Raw genomic sequence first — 14,160 nt, 5'->3', positions numbered from 1 at the left:
AGGAGACCACCCCATGATCCGCATTCTCACCCTCACGGCCGCCCTGGCCTTCGCCGGCGCCGCCGCCGCCCAGGATCCGCACGCCGGGCACAATATGCAGACGCAGGCCGCCGAGCCTCAATCGGCCGTCACCACGGTTCCGGCGAACGGGGCCATGACCCACGGATCGCCAGAACGCTTCAGCGTCACCTTCCCCCATGCGATGGTCCTGAAGACGGTGACCCTGAGCGCCGAGGGGCAGGCCCCGGTGGTCGTGAATGCCCCCGCCGCACCGGCCGCCGCGACCGTCAGCGTGGCCCTTCCCCGGCTTGCCCCGGGAACCTACACCGCCGCCTGGACCGCTGAAGGTCCGGACGGCCACAAGATGTCCGGCTCTGTCAGCTTCATGGTTCACTAGGAGAACGACGATGCGAGTTTCCAACCTGCTGGCCGCCGCCGGCGCGATTCTGGCCCTGAGCGCTGGAGCGGCCCTGGCCGCCGAAGGCTGCGAATGCTGCAAGGATATGGCCGCTGACGCCGCCATGAGCTGCTGCGACAAGATGAAGTCCGACGCTCCGCCGCCCGCCGAACCCGCGCCGCCCGCGCCGGCGCCCTCAGATGCTCCGGCTCCCCAGGGTCACGCCGACCATAACTGACCGCCCGATCTGAACCACTCCGGCAGGCGCTCCGACGGATCGGAGGTCTGTCCGGAGCAGACAGGCGTCAACTCTCGGTCTTCGCCGCGCTGAGCCGCGCCGCGCTCCCTGTGACGCCCACTCCCGCAACCCGGATGAAACGGACGGTTTCGGCCCGCGTCCGCGGTTCGGCGACGAAGCCCGCGTCGGCGAAGGCGAGGTGCTGGGGCATTTGCTCCCTCGCCGGATTCGCGCGCCACCAGTCCTCCAGCGAGGCCGCCTTGGGCAAGATGCCGCCGACGATCCGCTCGATGTCCCGAAACGACAGGTCCACCTCGGCGCCCTTCTGACGTCTGAGAAAGGCTGCGAGCGGCGTGTATTTAGCCATCTGGGTGTCTTGCTCCGCTGCTGCCGGGGGTCAAGCCCGGCTGGCGCGCTTGCGCTGCCCGATCTAGACTTACCGGCGGCGGGTTCCGGGAACGATAGGCGCCGATCGAGAGCCAGGGGACGTGCAAACGTCGGCGGCGATCGGCGGCGAAACGCCGGGCTTCATCACAGAAGTTCCTGGCCCGCCCCCTTCCCTCATCCCGGGTCGATCAGACCGCGCCGGACCGCCGAGGCGACCGCTTCGATCCGGGTCCGGACCCGGAGTTTGGAACAGACCTTCTCAAGATAGCTGTCCACGGTGCGGGGCGACAGCGACAATATGGTTCCGATGTCGGAGGAGCTCTTCCCGCGACAGACCCATTGCAGGCATTCCTGTTCGCGCGGGCTCAGGCTGACCGCGGGCGATCCACGGTCCGGATCTTCGGAGACAGCTTCCATATTACACCACGGGTTGTCCGACTTTCTCCGTACACGGCGGGTTCGGACCCGGGCAACGTCGATCAATTGCGGGCCGCCCGCAGGTTTCTTGCGGTCCGACGGCGCCGGTTGAACCGTAGAAGGGTCGCGCCTACAGCGGAGCCGTCGGGCGCCGCGAGATAGGCGCACAGCCGGAGCCGGGGTTCGTCGCTGACGGAGGCGGCGCTGCGCGCTGAAGTAACGGGCCTCGATCGCAGAGGATTCCAACGCCCGACCCCTCCCGCTTGCGTCGGGATTCCGTTTGATTCATGCTTCGATGTCGGCGTTCGCGCCGATAGGGGCCTGGAATCCCCTGTGCGATATCAAATCATCGACGGCTGCCGCTCTGTGCGTCGGCCGGTTGCCGCCATCTGAGCGCGCGCGTCGGCGCGCCTGCCCGGAATCGCGCGGCCACGCCGGGATTCCCGCCCCTCTCGTCGAGAGGTCGGAGATCCGTGGTGACCGATACGAAGCAGCTGGGGGTGGAGGCGCAGGACGGGATCAACCGTCTCTACCGGCGATACGCCGTCTGGCTGGATCGCCGGTTGCGCCCTCACATCGGCGCCGACGCTGCGGCGGATGTCGTCCAGGAGACCTACCTCAGGGCGGCGCCTTACGCCGTGTCGGACATCCGCCATCCAAAAGCGTTCCTGCTGCAGATCGCCCTCAATCTGGTCCGCGATGAAAGCCGAAGAGAGGGCCGACGCCGCCAGAGCCAGGCGCTTCAAAGACCTGCCGAGGCCGAGGCCGCGCCGCAGTTCGACCAAGTCCTTCTCGAACAGGTTATCCGGTCCATGCCGCAACTCTACCGCGACGTCTTCGTCTTGAACCGCTTTGGCGGTATGACTTATCCCGAGATCTCCGTGTCGCTCGAGATCAGCGTGAAAACGGTGGAATGGCGAATGTCCAGGGCGCTTCAGTACTGCGCGTCTCGGCTGGACCTGTAGGCAACGGATGATGATCGAGGCTGAAGCCGACATCAGGCGCAAGGAAGCCGCCGACTGGTTCAGCAAGTTGAACCAGCGCAAGGTCACGACCGCCGACGTGAAGGCGTTCAGCGCGTGGCGGCGAGACCCGGAGAACGCGCGCGCTTTCAGCCGTCTCGAAGCCATGTGGGACGCGGCAGGGACGCTGGCGCAAAGCCCCGGGATGGCGGGGCTCGCCGACGAGGCCTTGAGTCGAGTCGAAAAGGCGCGCCCGCGCCGTCGGATGCGGGACGCCGGCCGTCTGATCCCGCTCGGCGTCGCGGGCGCCATGGCGCTTGTGATCGGAGCCGCGAGCCTGACCTGGTGGTCCCTGCAGCGGCCGGACGCCTACGCCACGGCCATCGGCGAGCAACGCACCGTGCGGCTGGAAGACGGTTCCCGCATCGTCCTCGACACGGACTCGCGGGTCACCGTTCGCTTCACCGACGCCCGTCGCGTGGTCACGCTCGCAGCAGGACGCGCCATGTTTGAGGTCGAGGGCGACGCCGCGCGGCCTTTCTTCGTCCAGGCGGGCGACACGGAGGTCACCGCCGTCGGCACGCGCTTTGACGTTCGGCGATCCGGCTCCGGGGCGCGTGTCGTCCTGGTCGAAGGGCGCGTCGACGTTCACAAGCCGTCCTCGAGGACGGCCCAATGGACCCTGGAGCCCGGCCAGCAGGTCACCACCTCGGGTCCAACGCCCCGGGTCGTCGCGGTCAATGTCCCGGCCGAAACCAGTTGGACAGTCGGCCGGCTGACCTTTGAGAACACGCCGATCGCTGCGGCCGTGACGGAGGTGAACCGCTACACCTCCAAACCGATCGAGCTTCGCGACGAACGCATCTCGTCGATCCGGGTCAGCGGCGTTTTCAACGCCGGGGACATCGACGGCTTCGTCGCCGCCCTGCGCGACCTCTATCACCTTGAAGCCGCCACGGCGGCCGACGGCCATCTGATCCTTTCGGGGCCGGCATGAAAATAATCTGCGTCCGGACTTAGGGGACGCCCCGCGACCCAACGTCTCCTCCCCGCCCCGCAAAGCCGCGGGTAGAAAAGAGGGGGAGATCATGGGTCACAGGTTCACTTCAACCGCGCTCGCTGCGCTCATGCTGGGTGTCGCGACGCCGGTCATCGCGCAATCGACCGAGGCCGTCCGGACGTTCAGCATCGGCGCCGGGCCGCTTGAGCGTAGCCTGCCGGTGTTCGCCCAGCAGAGCGGCCTGCAGATCCTCTATCCCAGCGCGCTGGTAACCGGCCGACAGGCTCGCGCCCTCACCGGCGAATACACTCCTGAGGCCGCGCTCGCGGAGCTCCTGCGCGGGACGGGCCTGGCCTATCGCCAGAGCCGCCCGACGGTCTTCGTGCTCGTTGATCCCTCAGCCCGCGCCGAGGCCGAACCGCAGGCCACCCAGCTTGAAGAAATCGTGGTCACGGGGACCTATCTGCGGGGCGCGGACAGTCCGTCGCCGGTCACCGTCATCACCCAGGACGACATCGCCCGGCAAGGCCGCGCGACGGTCGCCGAGACCCTCGCCGCCTTGCCGCAGAACTTCACCGGGGCGGCCTATGAGGGGTCTGCCGGGACAGGCGCAGACCGCACGAGCCGAAACTCGGCTTATGCGACCGGGGTGAACCTGCGGGGTCTGGGCGCGGATGCAACCCTCGTCCTGGTCAACGGCCGGCGGATCGCGGGCACGGGCAGCGCCGGCGACTTCTCGGACATCTCCAATCTTCCCAGCAGCGCCATCGCCCGAGCGGATGTGCTGCTCGACGGCGCGTCGGCCCTCTACGGCGCAGACGCGGTCGGCGGTGTGGTCAACATCATCCTGAAGTCACGGTTCGACGGCGCCGAAACCCGGCTACGTGTTGGCGGCACCAGCGACGGCGGGGCCGAGGAGACTCTCCTGTCTCACAGCGGCGGTTTCAACTGGTCCAACGGCGGCCTCCTCGCCGCTTACGAATTCCACGACCGCGGCGAGTTGCGCGCCGCCGACCGTCGCGCAACCGCGAATGCGGACCTGCGCCCGCTGGGCGGCTCGGACTGGCGCTTCACCTACGCGGCCCCGGGCAACCTCATGGCGTTCGATCCGGTCAGCGGATCCTATGAACCGGTCTACGCCATCCCACGCAATCAGAACGGCGTGGGCCTCCCGCCTGGAGACTTTCGCCCGGGCGAAGTCAATCTGACCAATCAGATGGAGGGCCTGTGGAGCCTGCCGCACCAGCGCCGGCACAGCCTTTTCGTGGCGGGCCGGCAGGACCTTCCGGGTGGTTTCAGTCTGGACGGCGACCTTCGCTACACCGACCGGACCTACATCCAGGAGTCGGTGGCCGACATCGGCATCCTGTTCGTGACGCCGGACAATCCCTTCTTCGTGCCGGTGGCGGGCGAGCCCTATCAGGAGATCGCCTATTCCTTCATCAACGACCTGGGGCCGGGCCGTGACGAAGGCTTCTCCCGCAGCGTCGGCGGCGCCGTCGGGGTCACGGGTGAACTCGCCGGATGGAACCTCGCGGCCTATCTGAGCGGAGGTCGGGAGACTACCGGGCTTATGGCCTCGAACCGGGTCCAGACGACCCGGCTCGACGAAGCCCTCGGCTCTACGCCGAACAATCCGGGAACCACCTTCAACCCGGCCGTCGACGGCTACTTCAATCCCTATGGCGATCCCGCCGCCCATAGCCCGGCCCTGTTGGCCTTCATCGGGTCCGGCTACCTTCGGTCCGAGAACATCAGCACGGTCGGCTCCTTCAACCTCAAAGCCGACGGCGTCCTCTTCGCCCTGCCAGGCGGGGACCTGCGCATGGCCGTCGGTGTCGACTATCGCCAGGAGCGCTTCGAAACCTCCGGCGAGAATTTCATCTCCGGCGCAGCGCCGCGCATCGCCGCCCCGACGGCGTTCGAGCGCGACGTCTCGGCCGCCTTCGTCGAACTGCGCGCGCCGCTCGTGGGGCCCGACAACGCCCGGCCCGGCCTCGAACGGTTGGAGCTGTCCCTTGCCGGTCGTGTCGAGGACCATGAGGGGATCGGCCAGACCAGCAATCCCAAGGTCGGCGTCCTCTACAACCCGACCCCCGACCTGCTCCTGCGCGCCAGCTACGGCACCTCGTTCCGCGCCCCTTCGCTGAGGGAGTTGAACAGCGCCTACCGGCTCGGCCCGGTGTTCCTGGACCGCGCCGGCGCCAATGTGATCAGCATCGTCCAGTACGGGGGCAACCCGAATCTCATCCCGGAGACCGCGGAGTCCTGGACGGCGGGCTTCGTCTGGACGCCCGCCGCCGCCGAAGGTCTCCGGATCGAGGGCGGCTGGTTCCGGACGACCTTCGAGGACCGGATCGCGACCCCGGTCGCGGAGAACCTGATCAATGCGCTCAATGATCCGACCCTGGCCCCTTTCATCCGCTATGTGAGCCCCGGCTCAAACGCGGACGACCGGGCCTATGTCCAGTCCCTGCTCGGCCACCCGGGCAACTTCAATCCGAACGTCTTCCCGGCGACCGCCTACGGCGCCGTCATCGATAACCGCTACGTCAATGCTTCGGCCGTGGAGGTCGAGGGGCTCGACCTTTCGACCCGCTATCGCTTCACCCTGGGGTCGGATGACATCTCGCTCGACGCGAGCGTGACCCATCTGCTGACCAACGACCGGACGGTCACGGCTGCGTCGCCCACCGAGGACCTGCTCGGCGCCCCGAACTTTCCCGCCCGGTGGCGGGGCCGCTTCGGCGCCCAGTGGCAGCGGGGCCCGCTCACCCTCGGCAGCGCCCTCAACCACGTCAGCGGAGGACGCGATCGGGTCAACGGACGCGGGATCGATGACTGGATCACCCTGGACGGCCAGGTCCGCTACGACTTCGGGAGCGGATGGGGCGAAGGCCTTTCGCTCACCCTCAATGTGCTCAAGCCGAAGCGGACGCTCAGCAGGTCGTCCCACAGTCCGGGCCGGGTCGTCGCCGGATACTCCTTGATGGCCAGGACGCCGGCGTAGCGCGCATCGGCCGCGTCGCGCAGCTCGAGGGTCTCGCGACCGAAGATGGCGCGCACGGTGTAGACCGCCGAGCCGAGGTGGCCGAACACGAGCGGGACCGGCGACCGGCGTCCGGTCAAGACGAGCCGCATGACCTCCATCGGCTCGGAGAACCACAGGCCGTCGCGTTCGTAGAGACCGAGCCGGCGCGGCGCGTACCGCCCAAGGTACTGGGCCAGGTCGCGCCCGGCCTCCTCGAGGCGCCGGATATGGGCGACCTCGACCTCGCCGTCGCTGCGGCGCGCCGCCTTCAGGCGTTTCGCGAGCGCCGCGGCCCGGTCGCCCGCGTCGCGACCCGGATGAAGGACGAGGGTGACGAACAGCTCGTTGATCCAGAGCTGCCGGCGCGCGACCCGATGGTCGTAGAGGGCGCCGAGTTCGCCGGCGAAGGTCGATCGAAACCCGGAGGAGCGTTCCAGCTCCACCGGACGCCGGACCACATGATGCCAGACCGCCAGCCGGTCGTCGGCGAGATTGCGCCAGGCCTGGTTGAGCTTGACGTGCCAGTCGTTGAGGTCCCGGGCGTCGGCGGTCTCGAAGCTGGCTCCGTCGATCTGGAACACCATCATCAGGGCGCCGCTGTCGAGCGTGACCACATGGTCGGAGACATGACGCGCATAGGGCAGGTGCGGCCGGGCGTCGGCCTCCCGCCGCAGGCGCGCCGGAGGAACCCCGCCCTCAGCCACGGGTCAGCTCCGCCAGGCGATAGCGGCGGACGAGGGGGAGGGGCGTCGCCGAACTCCCGCCCCAGAGGCCCGCATTGCGCGACCGGCCCTTGGTGTCGACATAGACGAAGAGGAGCCGGAAGGCGTTGTGGTCCGCCCGGCAGATCGCCCGGAAGACCAAATGCAGGGCCGGGGCGACGAGCAGATAGAGCAGGCTGCCGCCGACGAGGAAGACGACGCCCGAGACGATGACGTTGACGCCCATGGCCTCCATGGGCACGCCCAGGATCATGGCCGGCCGCGTGCAGGCCAGGAACAGCGGGTCCTCGGTCAGACGTTCGTCAGCCATGATGACCTCCGGCGGACAGGCGCGACAGGGTCAGGGCGAGGGCGAGCCCCGAGGCGAGGCCGGCGAGGATCTGGGCGAACCGCGTGGGCGAGATCAGCTTCAGGCCGAGCATCAGGCACAGGGCCAGGACGATCGCGGCCGAAGCGACCGCCAGCCAGGGCACGGTCGCCTCCATCACGCACCGCCAGTGATCAGGTTGACGATCTCGGCCGCGCCGAAGACCACGACGATGCCGAGCACGACGATCGCCGCCCGCCGCAGGTCGAACAGGCCGAACATCCACAGGATGCCGACGACCACGACCGCCAGCACGGCCAGAAGCCGGGCCGTGTTGCCGGTGAGCATGTCGACGACGTTCTGCAGAAGGCCTTCGACATTGGCCGAGGCGAAGGCGGGCTGGACCAGGACGAGGCTGGCGGCGAGGGCGATGGCGCCGGCGGCGCCGGCCCTGCGGACGGTCGCGGATGCGGTCATCTCAGAACTCCGTGTCTGGGGCGGCGGTGAAGGTGAGGACGGCGCTGGCCTGGGCCCGCCCGAAAACGTCCCAGGCGGGCGGCGGCAGCGGCGGAGCGGGTGGTGCGGGCCGGTCGTCTGCAGGGGTTCGAACAGGGGCGAGCGGCAGGACGCCGAGGGTCGCGGCGGCCGCCTCGACGCGAGCGACGTAGCCGTTGCGGAAGCCGCGCTCCGGATGGCCGGTGTTGTATCGGGACAGCGCGACCCTCAGGGTCGTCTGGCGATCGACACCTTCGGCCGGGCGATAGCCCGCGCGCAGGACGACGCCGGCGGCGGCGAGGTTGCGGCACGGGTCGAAGGCCGCCTCCACGGACAGGCCGAGCCAGTCCAGATTGTCGCTGTTGATCTGGGCCACGCCGAGATCGAGGTTCGCGCCCCGCGCCAGCAGGCCGCGGGCGATGCGCGCCGCGTCCGCGGCGTCCCGAGGCGATCGGGCCGGACGCGGACCCCGGTTGACGCCGATCGCGATCGGGTTGAACCGGCTCTCCGCATATCTGGGCGCCACCCCGGACAACATGCTGCGGATCCAGCCGCTCTATGCGCTGCTCTTCCAGCAGCTGGTCGACCTGAACAGCCGCGCCCTGCCCGGCCCCGCCGACCGCCCCGCCCTGATCGTGCTCGACGAGTTCGCCCGTCTCGGGCCCGCGCCGGTCCTGGCCCACGCCTTCGCCTGGGTCGCCGGCTACGGTCTGCGGCTGCTCGCGGTGCTTCAGAGCCCGTCCCAGCTGAGGGCGATCTACGGCCCGGACGTGGCCGAGGAGGTGATGACCAACTGCGGGGTCGAGATCGTCTTTGCGCCGAAAGAGCTCAAGATCGCCCAGGAGCTCAGCGATCGGCTGGGCGCCTATACGACGGACGGCCGCAGCCGCAGCCGACCGACGGGACTGAGCCGGGGCCGCCGCAGCACGACCGTCTCCGACCAGCGCCGGGCGCTGATGCTGCCCCAGGAGCTGATGCAGTTGCCGCAGGCGGCCCTGATCGTGTTGAAGGCCGGCCTGCCGCCGGTCCGGGGCCGGAAGATCGCCTACTTCCGGGAGCGCGCCTTCCAGCGCCGGCTGCGGCCCGCCCCCGACCTGGCGCCGGTCGCCGCGCCGACCTCGCCTCCGGTTCTGGAGGAGGATCCGATGGATTTCGACGTCATCGCCCGGGCCTTCGCCGCCGAAGGCCTGCCGCCCCCTCCGCCCGGCGCGGATGAGAGCGCCGTCGGCGCCTGGCTGGATCGGGTCGTCGACACGGCCGTGCTGGAGCGCGAGCCATGAAGACGTCCGACGCCGCCCCGTCCAACCGCCTCGGTCCCGCGCCGGGCCCGACCGGCTCGCGGCGTTCGACCGCCAAGGGCGATGTGCCGGAGGCGGTGCTCGATCGCTATCTGGTCGAGCGCGACCTCCGCGGCCGGCCGGAGCGCTTCTTCCGCGATCATCGCGCGCCCGAGCCCATGTTCCGCGACCGTGGCAAGTCGCTTGTCTCCAGCCAGGCCTATCCGGACGCGGTCATCGACATGCTCAAGATCGCCCGTCACCGCGGCTGGGACCAGGTTCGGGTATCCGGCGATCCGGCCTTCCGCCGCGAGGTCTGGATCCAGGCCCAGACTTTAGGGATCGAGGTGCAGGGTCATCGACCGCGCGAGCGGGATCGGCAGGCCGCCGGCCTCGACCGTCCGTCGCCCCGGCGAGACGCCGAAACCGCGAAGGCGCACGACACGCTCGGCGAGCGTTTGGCGAAGGCCGCCATCGTCGTGGCGCGCTTGGTCCCTGACGCCGCAATCCAGACGCGCCTGCTCGAGGCCGCCTGGGCGCGCGCGGGCCGACCCCGCCCGACCGAGCGGGAACCGGCGCGTGGACCCGACCGGCAGCGTTAGCGGCTCTGTCTAGAACTGGTTCTTCAAGTAGGGCGAGACCGTGAAGGCCGGAAACGCCAGGCCGCCCCGCTTCAGGTTCATCAGGTCCCAGTACATGCCGAGCGCCAGCGGATCGCGGATCTCCGTCGGAACGTCGAAGCTGTAGTCGCCGTCGAACCGGTCGCCGCGCCGCCAGGCCCGGGCGTATTCCGGCGAGAGATAGTCGAACAGGGCCCGCCGGATCTGGTCCAGGAACTCCGCGATGGTGCTGGCGTGATAGGAGAAGACGTCTCTGTAGAACCAGTGCTGGAAGTCGGGAAGAATGCGATAGACCCTGCCCTCATCGACGTCATGGCCGTGCCGGGCGAGCATCTTGCGGATCTGTTTCACCCGCGCGTCCAGCCGCGAGAAGTTGTGCTTGTTGGCGTCCCCGACCACCTTCAGAAGCCAGATCCGGGAGACGCGCAGGTCCAGGGACAGATCCAGTTCGGAAAGCCAGACTGACGGACAGTAGCACTCGGCGTTCAGCCAGTCGGCGAAGGCCGAGGCCGACGCCGCCAGTCCCGAGGCGTCGGGACCGAGCTGCGGCTGGCGGCCGATGGCCTCGAGATAGAAGAGATAGGTGCGATCGGTCTCACGCGGAGGCTGACCGGACGGCGCGAAGGCGAACGGCAAGGCGGACGGTTTCGGCTGGGCCAGGAAGTCCGCCAGTAGGATCGCGAAGACCCGTTTGTGCGAGCCGGACTCGAACACCAGATTGGTCGGCCTGGAGGTCACCGGATACTGGAAGATCTCGAAATTGACCATGTCGTCGATCATGTCCCAGACGGCCTTCAGCAGGATCGCCTCCTGCTCGATGGCGGCATAGGTCATGGTCAGGCCGCCGCGGAGTTGGCGCGCCGGGCGAGATCCGCACAGGTCTCCATCAAGGCCTCGAACGGTTCGGCGTCCGCCTCGAGCAGACCGTCCTCGACCATCCGGCGATAATCCTCGCCCAAGGCCTCCAGGGACGAGCCTTCCGGCTTCAACCGAAGACCGCCGGCGACCGCCCGACCGTAGTCGATCTCCGCCCCGTCAGCGGTCTCGCGGAAGAACATTGCCTTGTGCCGCGCGACCGCCTCGGCCACCGCGTGATCGGCGATCGCCGTCTCCGCGAAACCGGTGGCGTCCAGACGGGCCAGATCATGCCAGTGACGCGAGAAGCGATCCCCGCGCAGGCGACCCTGGACGCAATAGACATGGGCCGCCGTGGCCTTCTCCCAGAAGGTTCGTTCGGCGGCCATCACCCGCGGCGTGGCGATCGGGAACGCCACGCCCGGCAGATGAGCGGCCGCATCGCAGACCACCGGACGCGGCGCGCTCGGCTCGCCGGTCGCGCGGGCGCCGAACTCGAGCATCACGCTGGGCGAGACATAGCCCGTGCCGGTGCTGGTCGGGGCGTAGTCCACGAAGGCCTTGGCCCGCTCGATCCGCACCTTGGCGGCGACGCCGTCGGCGGTCAGGCGCGCCTCGAGCATCGGCCGGACCTCGCCCTCGACCCAGAGCGGCAACAGCCGCTGAACGTCGCGCGACCACCGCCGCTCCTCGGCGCGGGTCGCCGGCACGGGGTCTTCGGACGCGTCGGCCAGGTCCGGAAGGAGGCGACGGATGTCGTAGGTCAGGTCGATGTCTTCGGAGAAGCGCTGGATGACGTCATAGGCCTTGGACAGGGAGGTGCCGCCCTTGAAGACCAGCGCCTCGCCCAGCGGCGCCTCGAACAGGGCCCGAAGCGCCCACACGACCCAGACGTCCTTCTCCAGCAGGTGCGCGGGACGGCCCGACTCGGCCGCCGCCGTCGCGAGCGCCTCGATCCGGTCCTCGGCGGACAACTGCAGGAAGACGTCAGACATGCGCCGCCTGGCTCACCGAACGCGCCAGCCACGTCGGCAGACGCGGCCCGACGGACACCAGCTCCCCGAACGCCGAAGGCCCAAGCTTGCGCTTCAGGGTTTCGAGCGCCGATCCGGCCTTCTCCGGCCCGAGCCAGGCCAGGGCGCGAACCGCCTCGCCGGCGGGACGATCGGCCAGGAGCAACTGCCATGCGGGCGCGTGCTGGAACTCCACCGTCTGTTTGCCGACGCTGAAGGTGCGGCTCTTCCCATTGGTCAGATAGACCATGCGGATCGGCACCTGGGTGGTCAGGCCCAGGGCGTTGGCCGCCGCCGCCCCGTTGGAGGCGACGACCTCGCCACGTTGCTCGCTGACGGCGCGCACCACCTTCTCGATCGAGGGCGTGCGGGCGCCGAACCGGCTTTCCAGCGGACGCATGTAGACGCCGCGGCCGGCGCGCAGCAGCCGGCCCCGGCGCACCAGCCGCGACAGGGCCTGGTCCACCGCTGCGCGGCTGCCCAGATGCAGCAACGCCTTGGCGGCGATCGGCGTGCCTTCCGGCAGCGTCGAGGCGCGTTCCATGATCTGATCGGCGAGTGTTTGCATCACAACCTCTATGTCAGAAATATAGGTCAACTTCTGACACTTCGCAAACGCAATACCCCAGCTGCAATGTCCGATCTATCGGTCATGCGTCCGGCCGGCATCGCGCCGGGCCTCCCGTCCCTGTCGCAGCGCCTGATCCCGGGTCATCGGCGCCGGCCGTTCCCGCACGAACCGTTCCACCAGAGCGGCGAGGGCGCGGTCCCGGGGCTGCTCCGATCGCGACAAACGAAGGGCCTCGGCCACCAGGGTCCGCCGGATGGCCAGCTCACGCGTCCGGAGCGCGTCCAGCCAGGGCGCTTCGCCGCCGCCCGCCGTGAGCGCGGCCCGATAGGCGACGGCGAGCACCTCGGGCAACGGCCCCTGCCCCGCCGCGAACCGCTCTCGCATCTTGCGCACCGGTATGCGCTCGGCCTTGCGGGTCACGCCCCGCGTCCGGCGCGGCGTCGCCTCGGCCTCGATCGACCGGTCGCGAAGGGCGCGCGCGAACCGGTGCGATCGTCTTAGCAGATCATCGACTGACTGATGTGGGCGCAGAATTTCGCTTCCGAACACATCTCGGAAGGTCGCCTCGAACGCACCCAGCATTTCTGGCAATGCATGCTCCGGGGCAGTTGTATCCGCCGGGTTCACCATCATCTGAACCTGGAAGAGCTCGGCGGAAACGCCGCCGTCTTCAGCCACGCTGTGAGCAGCCCAGATGCGCTGTTCCCACGCCTGAAGGCGACCGACATCCTTGGCGAAAACATTGATGAGGCCTCGCTCATTCAAACCGAAATGCAGCGGCGCCTCAGCTGCCCCGACGGCGCCGGTTTCTGCGCTGGCCCACTGCAGCCGGCTGCCGCGGTGTCGCAAAGCCTACTTCGAAATGGGCGACGTTCCAGCCGTCGCGGGCCAATCTTGGATCCCCCTTAGAGCCAACCACGATGTTGATCTGGACGCACCGGAGGACCTGAGATCGGCGAAGCGCTTTGCGGGTGTCGCCACCTTGGCGGTTTACGCCGGGAAAGAGGAAAGCGCGGCACGTCTGAACTGGGGCGACCTGAGCCTCCAGCCTCATCGCGCCTTCGTCTGGAACGGAGAGTACCATCCCGCCGACGTCTACTTGGACAATCGCTTCGACGGGCCGCTGGGGATCAACCTCGTCATAGATCAAGACCTCGAAGGCGCGGCGGACGGCGTCTGGCACCTTCACCCTGATCTGGTCCTTGCCCTCCGTCTGAGCCGGGATGGCGACACCTGGTTCCGGCCTGACGAAGGCTGGGCGGAGGTCGTACGCCTCATCCGCGATGAAGATCGCCCGGTTCGACTGGAGATCCGCGCAGAGTTTCTCGCCGACTATCTCGCTGCTCGTTCGATGAAACTCTATCTATCCAGCTACCACGAGCGAGTTGTCGAGGCGGATGAGGCGCCGAGCTTCTCTTGGCCCGAAGAGGGGTACAGCCTCGAGAACAATCGCGACACGCATGAGGGCCGGATCGCCCCCAGACGGAAGTTGGGCTTGGGCGGCGACGGGTTCCGGATCGCCGGAGCCTTATGGCGAACGGAGTGGTTCGAGCCAGGCGATTTCAGTCCGCGCGTCCGTGGCGATCGCGATCCCAACCCGATCGCATTTGCGTCAGGACCTCGCGGCGAGCGTGTCACCGCCGATGCTTTGCAGAGAGGGATCGACTGGCTTTTCTTCGAACCAACTCTGGTCGGGCATCTTTGGTTCAACATTCAGACGGCCTTCGTTTTGGAAGCGTTCTTTGTCTCGAACTTGGTGATGGCTTCGACCTGCTCTCCGATCAGCGCTTGGAAGGCCTCGAACGCGACATAGCAGTGGTCGCACTCGAGCTGCAGCACATCTGCGACCTTGTTCAAATCGAGAGGAG

At 68.5% G+C, this 14,160-nt stretch carries 18 protein-coding genes and 1 pseudogene; 8 read left to right on the top strand and 11 right to left on the bottom strand.

Annotated features, from left to right (window positions below):
• Nucleotides 1-13: 13 nt before the first annotated feature.
• Nucleotides 14-397 carry a copper resistance CopC family protein gene (locus JX001_RS07835; RefSeq protein WP_017505553.1) on the top strand — a complete coding sequence of 128 codons (384 nt, stop codon included), beginning with the start codon at nt 14-16 and terminating at the stop codon, nt 395-397.
• Nucleotides 398-407: 10 nt separating this feature from the next.
• Complete coding sequence (locus JX001_RS07830) at nt 408-635, top strand: hypothetical protein (protein ID WP_017505554.1); 228 nt, start codon at nt 408-410, stop codon at nt 633-635.
• Nucleotides 636-702: 67 nt separating this feature from the next.
• Here the strand turns inward: JX001_RS07830 and JX001_RS07825 are convergent, their stop codons facing one another.
• Nucleotides 703-1,002, bottom strand: coding sequence for a DUF7662 domain-containing protein (locus JX001_RS07825; protein WP_017505555.1), 300 nt, complete (start codon nt 1,000-1,002; stop codon nt 703-705).
• 194 nt (nt 1,003-1,196) lie between these two features.
• Nucleotides 1,197-1,439 (bottom strand): helix-turn-helix domain-containing protein, encoded by a 243-nt coding sequence (locus tag JX001_RS07820; protein ID WP_084375300.1) that lies wholly within the window; start codon nt 1,437-1,439, stop codon nt 1,197-1,199.
• A 476-nt stretch (nt 1,440-1,915) separates the two neighbouring features.
• Between JX001_RS07820 and JX001_RS07815 the strand changes: the two genes are divergently transcribed.
• The 3 genes and pseudogenes from JX001_RS07815 to JX001_RS07805 form a co-directional block, all read left to right on the top strand.
• Nucleotides 1,916-2,404: an RNA polymerase sigma factor gene (locus tag JX001_RS07815; protein ID WP_066625047.1), complete on the top strand. Its 489-nt coding sequence runs from the start codon at nt 1,916-1,918 to the stop codon at nt 2,402-2,404.
• A 7-nt stretch (nt 2,405-2,411) separates the two neighbouring features.
• On the top strand, nt 2,412-3,398 hold the full coding sequence (locus JX001_RS07810) for a FecR family protein (RefSeq protein WP_205682991.1): 987 nt from the start codon (nt 2,412-2,414) through the stop codon (nt 3,396-3,398).
• Nucleotides 3,399-3,489: 91 nt separating this feature from the next.
• A pseudogene (locus JX001_RS07805) lies at nt 3,490-6,261 on the top strand (TonB-dependent receptor domain-containing protein); the annotation flags it as partial.
• 8 nt (nt 6,262-6,269) lie between these two features.
• Here the strand turns inward: JX001_RS07805 and JX001_RS16260 are convergent.
• From JX001_RS16260 to JX001_RS07785, 5 genes are read right to left on the bottom strand one after another with little or no spacing between them, the layout of a single operon-like run.
• Nucleotides 6,270-7,136: a VirB4 family type IV secretion/conjugal transfer ATPase gene (locus JX001_RS16260; protein ID WP_241004800.1), complete on the bottom strand. Its 867-nt coding sequence runs from the start codon at nt 7,134-7,136 to the stop codon at nt 6,270-6,272.
• The gene (locus tag JX001_RS07800; RefSeq protein ID WP_066624953.1) at nt 7,129-7,464 is read right to left on the bottom strand and encodes a VirB3 family type IV secretion system protein; all 336 of its coding nucleotides are present in this window, start codon (nt 7,462-7,464) and stop codon (nt 7,129-7,131) included. Before JX001_RS07800 ends, JX001_RS16260 begins: the two co-directional genes overlap by 8 nt.
• Nucleotides 7,457-7,627 carry a hypothetical protein gene (locus JX001_RS07795; RefSeq protein ID WP_205682989.1) on the bottom strand — a complete coding sequence of 57 codons (171 nt, stop codon included), beginning with the start codon at nt 7,625-7,627 and terminating at the stop codon, nt 7,457-7,459. The genes JX001_RS07800 and JX001_RS07795 overlap by 8 nt, the downstream gene beginning before the upstream one ends.
• A gap of 11 nt (nt 7,628-7,638) precedes the next feature.
• Entirely contained in the window at nt 7,639-7,938 is a 300-nt protein-coding gene (locus tag JX001_RS07790) for a TrbC/VirB2 family protein (protein ID WP_066624959.1), read from the bottom strand.
• Between the two features lies 1 nt (nt 7,939).
• Nucleotides 7,940-8,494, bottom strand: a complete 555-nt coding sequence (locus tag JX001_RS07785; protein ID WP_205682988.1) for a lytic transglycosylase domain-containing protein — start codon at nt 8,492-8,494, stop codon at nt 7,940-7,942.
• On the opposite strand from JX001_RS07785, the gene JX001_RS07780 reads away from it, so the two are divergent.
• Together JX001_RS07780 and JX001_RS07775 are read left to right on the top strand one after the other, a co-directional pair.
• Nucleotides 8,493-9,236, top strand: a complete 744-nt coding sequence (locus tag JX001_RS07780; RefSeq protein ID WP_241004799.1) for a type IV secretory system conjugative DNA transfer family protein — start codon at nt 8,493-8,495, stop codon at nt 9,234-9,236. The genes JX001_RS07785 and JX001_RS07780 overlap by 2 nt on opposite strands.
• Complete coding sequence (locus tag JX001_RS07775) at nt 9,233-9,835, top strand: LPD7 domain-containing protein (RefSeq protein WP_205682986.1); 603 nt, start codon at nt 9,233-9,235, stop codon at nt 9,833-9,835. The genes JX001_RS07780 and JX001_RS07775 overlap by 4 nt, the downstream gene beginning before the upstream one ends.
• A gap of 9 nt (nt 9,836-9,844) precedes the next feature.
• Here the strand turns inward: JX001_RS07775 and JX001_RS07770 are convergent, their stop codons facing one another.
• From JX001_RS07770 to JX001_RS07755, 4 genes are all read right to left on the bottom strand, one after another.
• On the bottom strand, nt 9,845-10,687 hold the full coding sequence (locus JX001_RS07770; RefSeq protein WP_205682985.1) for a hypothetical protein: 843 nt from the start codon (nt 10,685-10,687) through the stop codon (nt 9,845-9,847).
• Nucleotides 10,688-10,689: 2 nt separating this feature from the next.
• Complete coding sequence (locus JX001_RS07765) at nt 10,690-11,703, bottom strand: nucleotidyl transferase AbiEii/AbiGii toxin family protein (RefSeq protein WP_205682984.1); 1,014 nt, start codon at nt 11,701-11,703, stop codon at nt 10,690-10,692.
• A complete protein-coding gene (locus tag JX001_RS07760; RefSeq protein WP_205682983.1) occupies nt 11,696-12,289 on the bottom strand; it encodes a DUF6088 family protein in 594 nt (197 codons plus the stop codon). Before JX001_RS07760 ends, JX001_RS07765 begins: the two co-directional genes overlap by 8 nt.
• Nucleotides 12,290-12,364: 75 nt before the next feature.
• Complete coding sequence (locus JX001_RS07755) at nt 12,365-13,141, bottom strand: hypothetical protein (protein WP_205682982.1); 777 nt, start codon at nt 13,139-13,141, stop codon at nt 12,365-12,367.
• Nucleotides 13,142-13,154: 13 nt separating this feature from the next.
• On the opposite strand from JX001_RS07755, the gene JX001_RS07750 reads away from it, so the two are divergent.
• Nucleotides 13,155-14,105: a hypothetical protein gene (locus JX001_RS07750; RefSeq protein WP_205682981.1), complete on the top strand. Its 951-nt coding sequence runs from the start codon at nt 13,155-13,157 to the stop codon at nt 14,103-14,105.
• The last annotated feature ends 55 nt before the right edge of the window (nt 14,106-14,160 follow it).

This window comes from Brevundimonas fontaquae (assembly GCF_017086445.1).
GTDB classification, from domain to species: domain Bacteria; phylum Pseudomonadota; class Alphaproteobacteria; order Caulobacterales; family Caulobacteraceae; genus Brevundimonas; species Brevundimonas fontaquae.
This window is presented reverse-complemented; position numbering and strand designations above follow the sequence as displayed.

What these genes read in the sequence shown, in the direction of transcription:
- JX001_RS07835 (WP_017505553.1), top strand. Translation starts at nt 14, where the DNA reads ATGATCCGCATTCTCACCCTCACGGCCGCCCTGGCCTTCGCCGGCGCC.
- JX001_RS07830 (WP_017505554.1), top strand. Translation starts at nt 408, where the DNA reads ATGCGAGTTTCCAACCTGCTGGCCGCCGCCGGCGCGATTCTGGCCCTG.
- JX001_RS07825 (WP_017505555.1), bottom strand. Translation starts at nt 1,002, where the DNA reads ATGGCTAAATACACGCCGCTCGCAGCCTTTCTCAGACGTCAGAAGGGC.
- JX001_RS07820 (WP_084375300.1), bottom strand. Translation starts at nt 1,439, where the DNA reads ATGGAAGCTGTCTCCGAAGATCCGGACCGTGGATCGCCCGCGGTCAGC.
- JX001_RS07810 (WP_205682991.1), top strand. Translation starts at nt 2,412, where the DNA reads ATGATGATCGAGGCTGAAGCCGACATCAGGCGCAAGGAAGCCGCCGAC.
- JX001_RS07800 (WP_066624953.1), bottom strand. Translation starts at nt 7,464, where the DNA reads ATGGCTGACGAACGTCTGACCGAGGACCCGCTGTTCCTGGCCTGCACG.
- JX001_RS07790 (WP_066624959.1), bottom strand. Translation starts at nt 7,938, where the DNA reads ATGACCGCATCCGCGACCGTCCGCAGGGCCGGCGCCGCCGGCGCCATC.
- JX001_RS07780 (WP_241004799.1), top strand. Translation starts at nt 8,493, where the DNA reads ATGCTGCGGATCCAGCCGCTCTATGCGCTGCTCTTCCAGCAGCTGGTC.
- JX001_RS07785 (WP_205682988.1), bottom strand. Translation starts at nt 8,494, where the DNA reads ATGTTGTCCGGGGTGGCGCCCAGATATGCGGAGAGCCGGTTCAACCCG.
- JX001_RS07775 (WP_205682986.1), top strand. Translation starts at nt 9,233, where the DNA reads ATGAAGACGTCCGACGCCGCCCCGTCCAACCGCCTCGGTCCCGCGCCG.
- JX001_RS07770 (WP_205682985.1), bottom strand. Translation starts at nt 10,687, where the DNA reads ATGACCTATGCCGCCATCGAGCAGGAGGCGATCCTGCTGAAGGCCGTC.
- JX001_RS07765 (WP_205682984.1), bottom strand. Translation starts at nt 11,703, where the DNA reads ATGTCTGACGTCTTCCTGCAGTTGTCCGCCGAGGACCGGATCGAGGCG.
- JX001_RS07760 (WP_205682983.1), bottom strand. Translation starts at nt 12,289, where the DNA reads ATGCAAACACTCGCCGATCAGATCATGGAACGCGCCTCGACGCTGCCG.
- JX001_RS07750 (WP_205682981.1), top strand. Translation starts at nt 13,155, where the DNA reads ATGGGCGACGTTCCAGCCGTCGCGGGCCAATCTTGGATCCCCCTTAGA.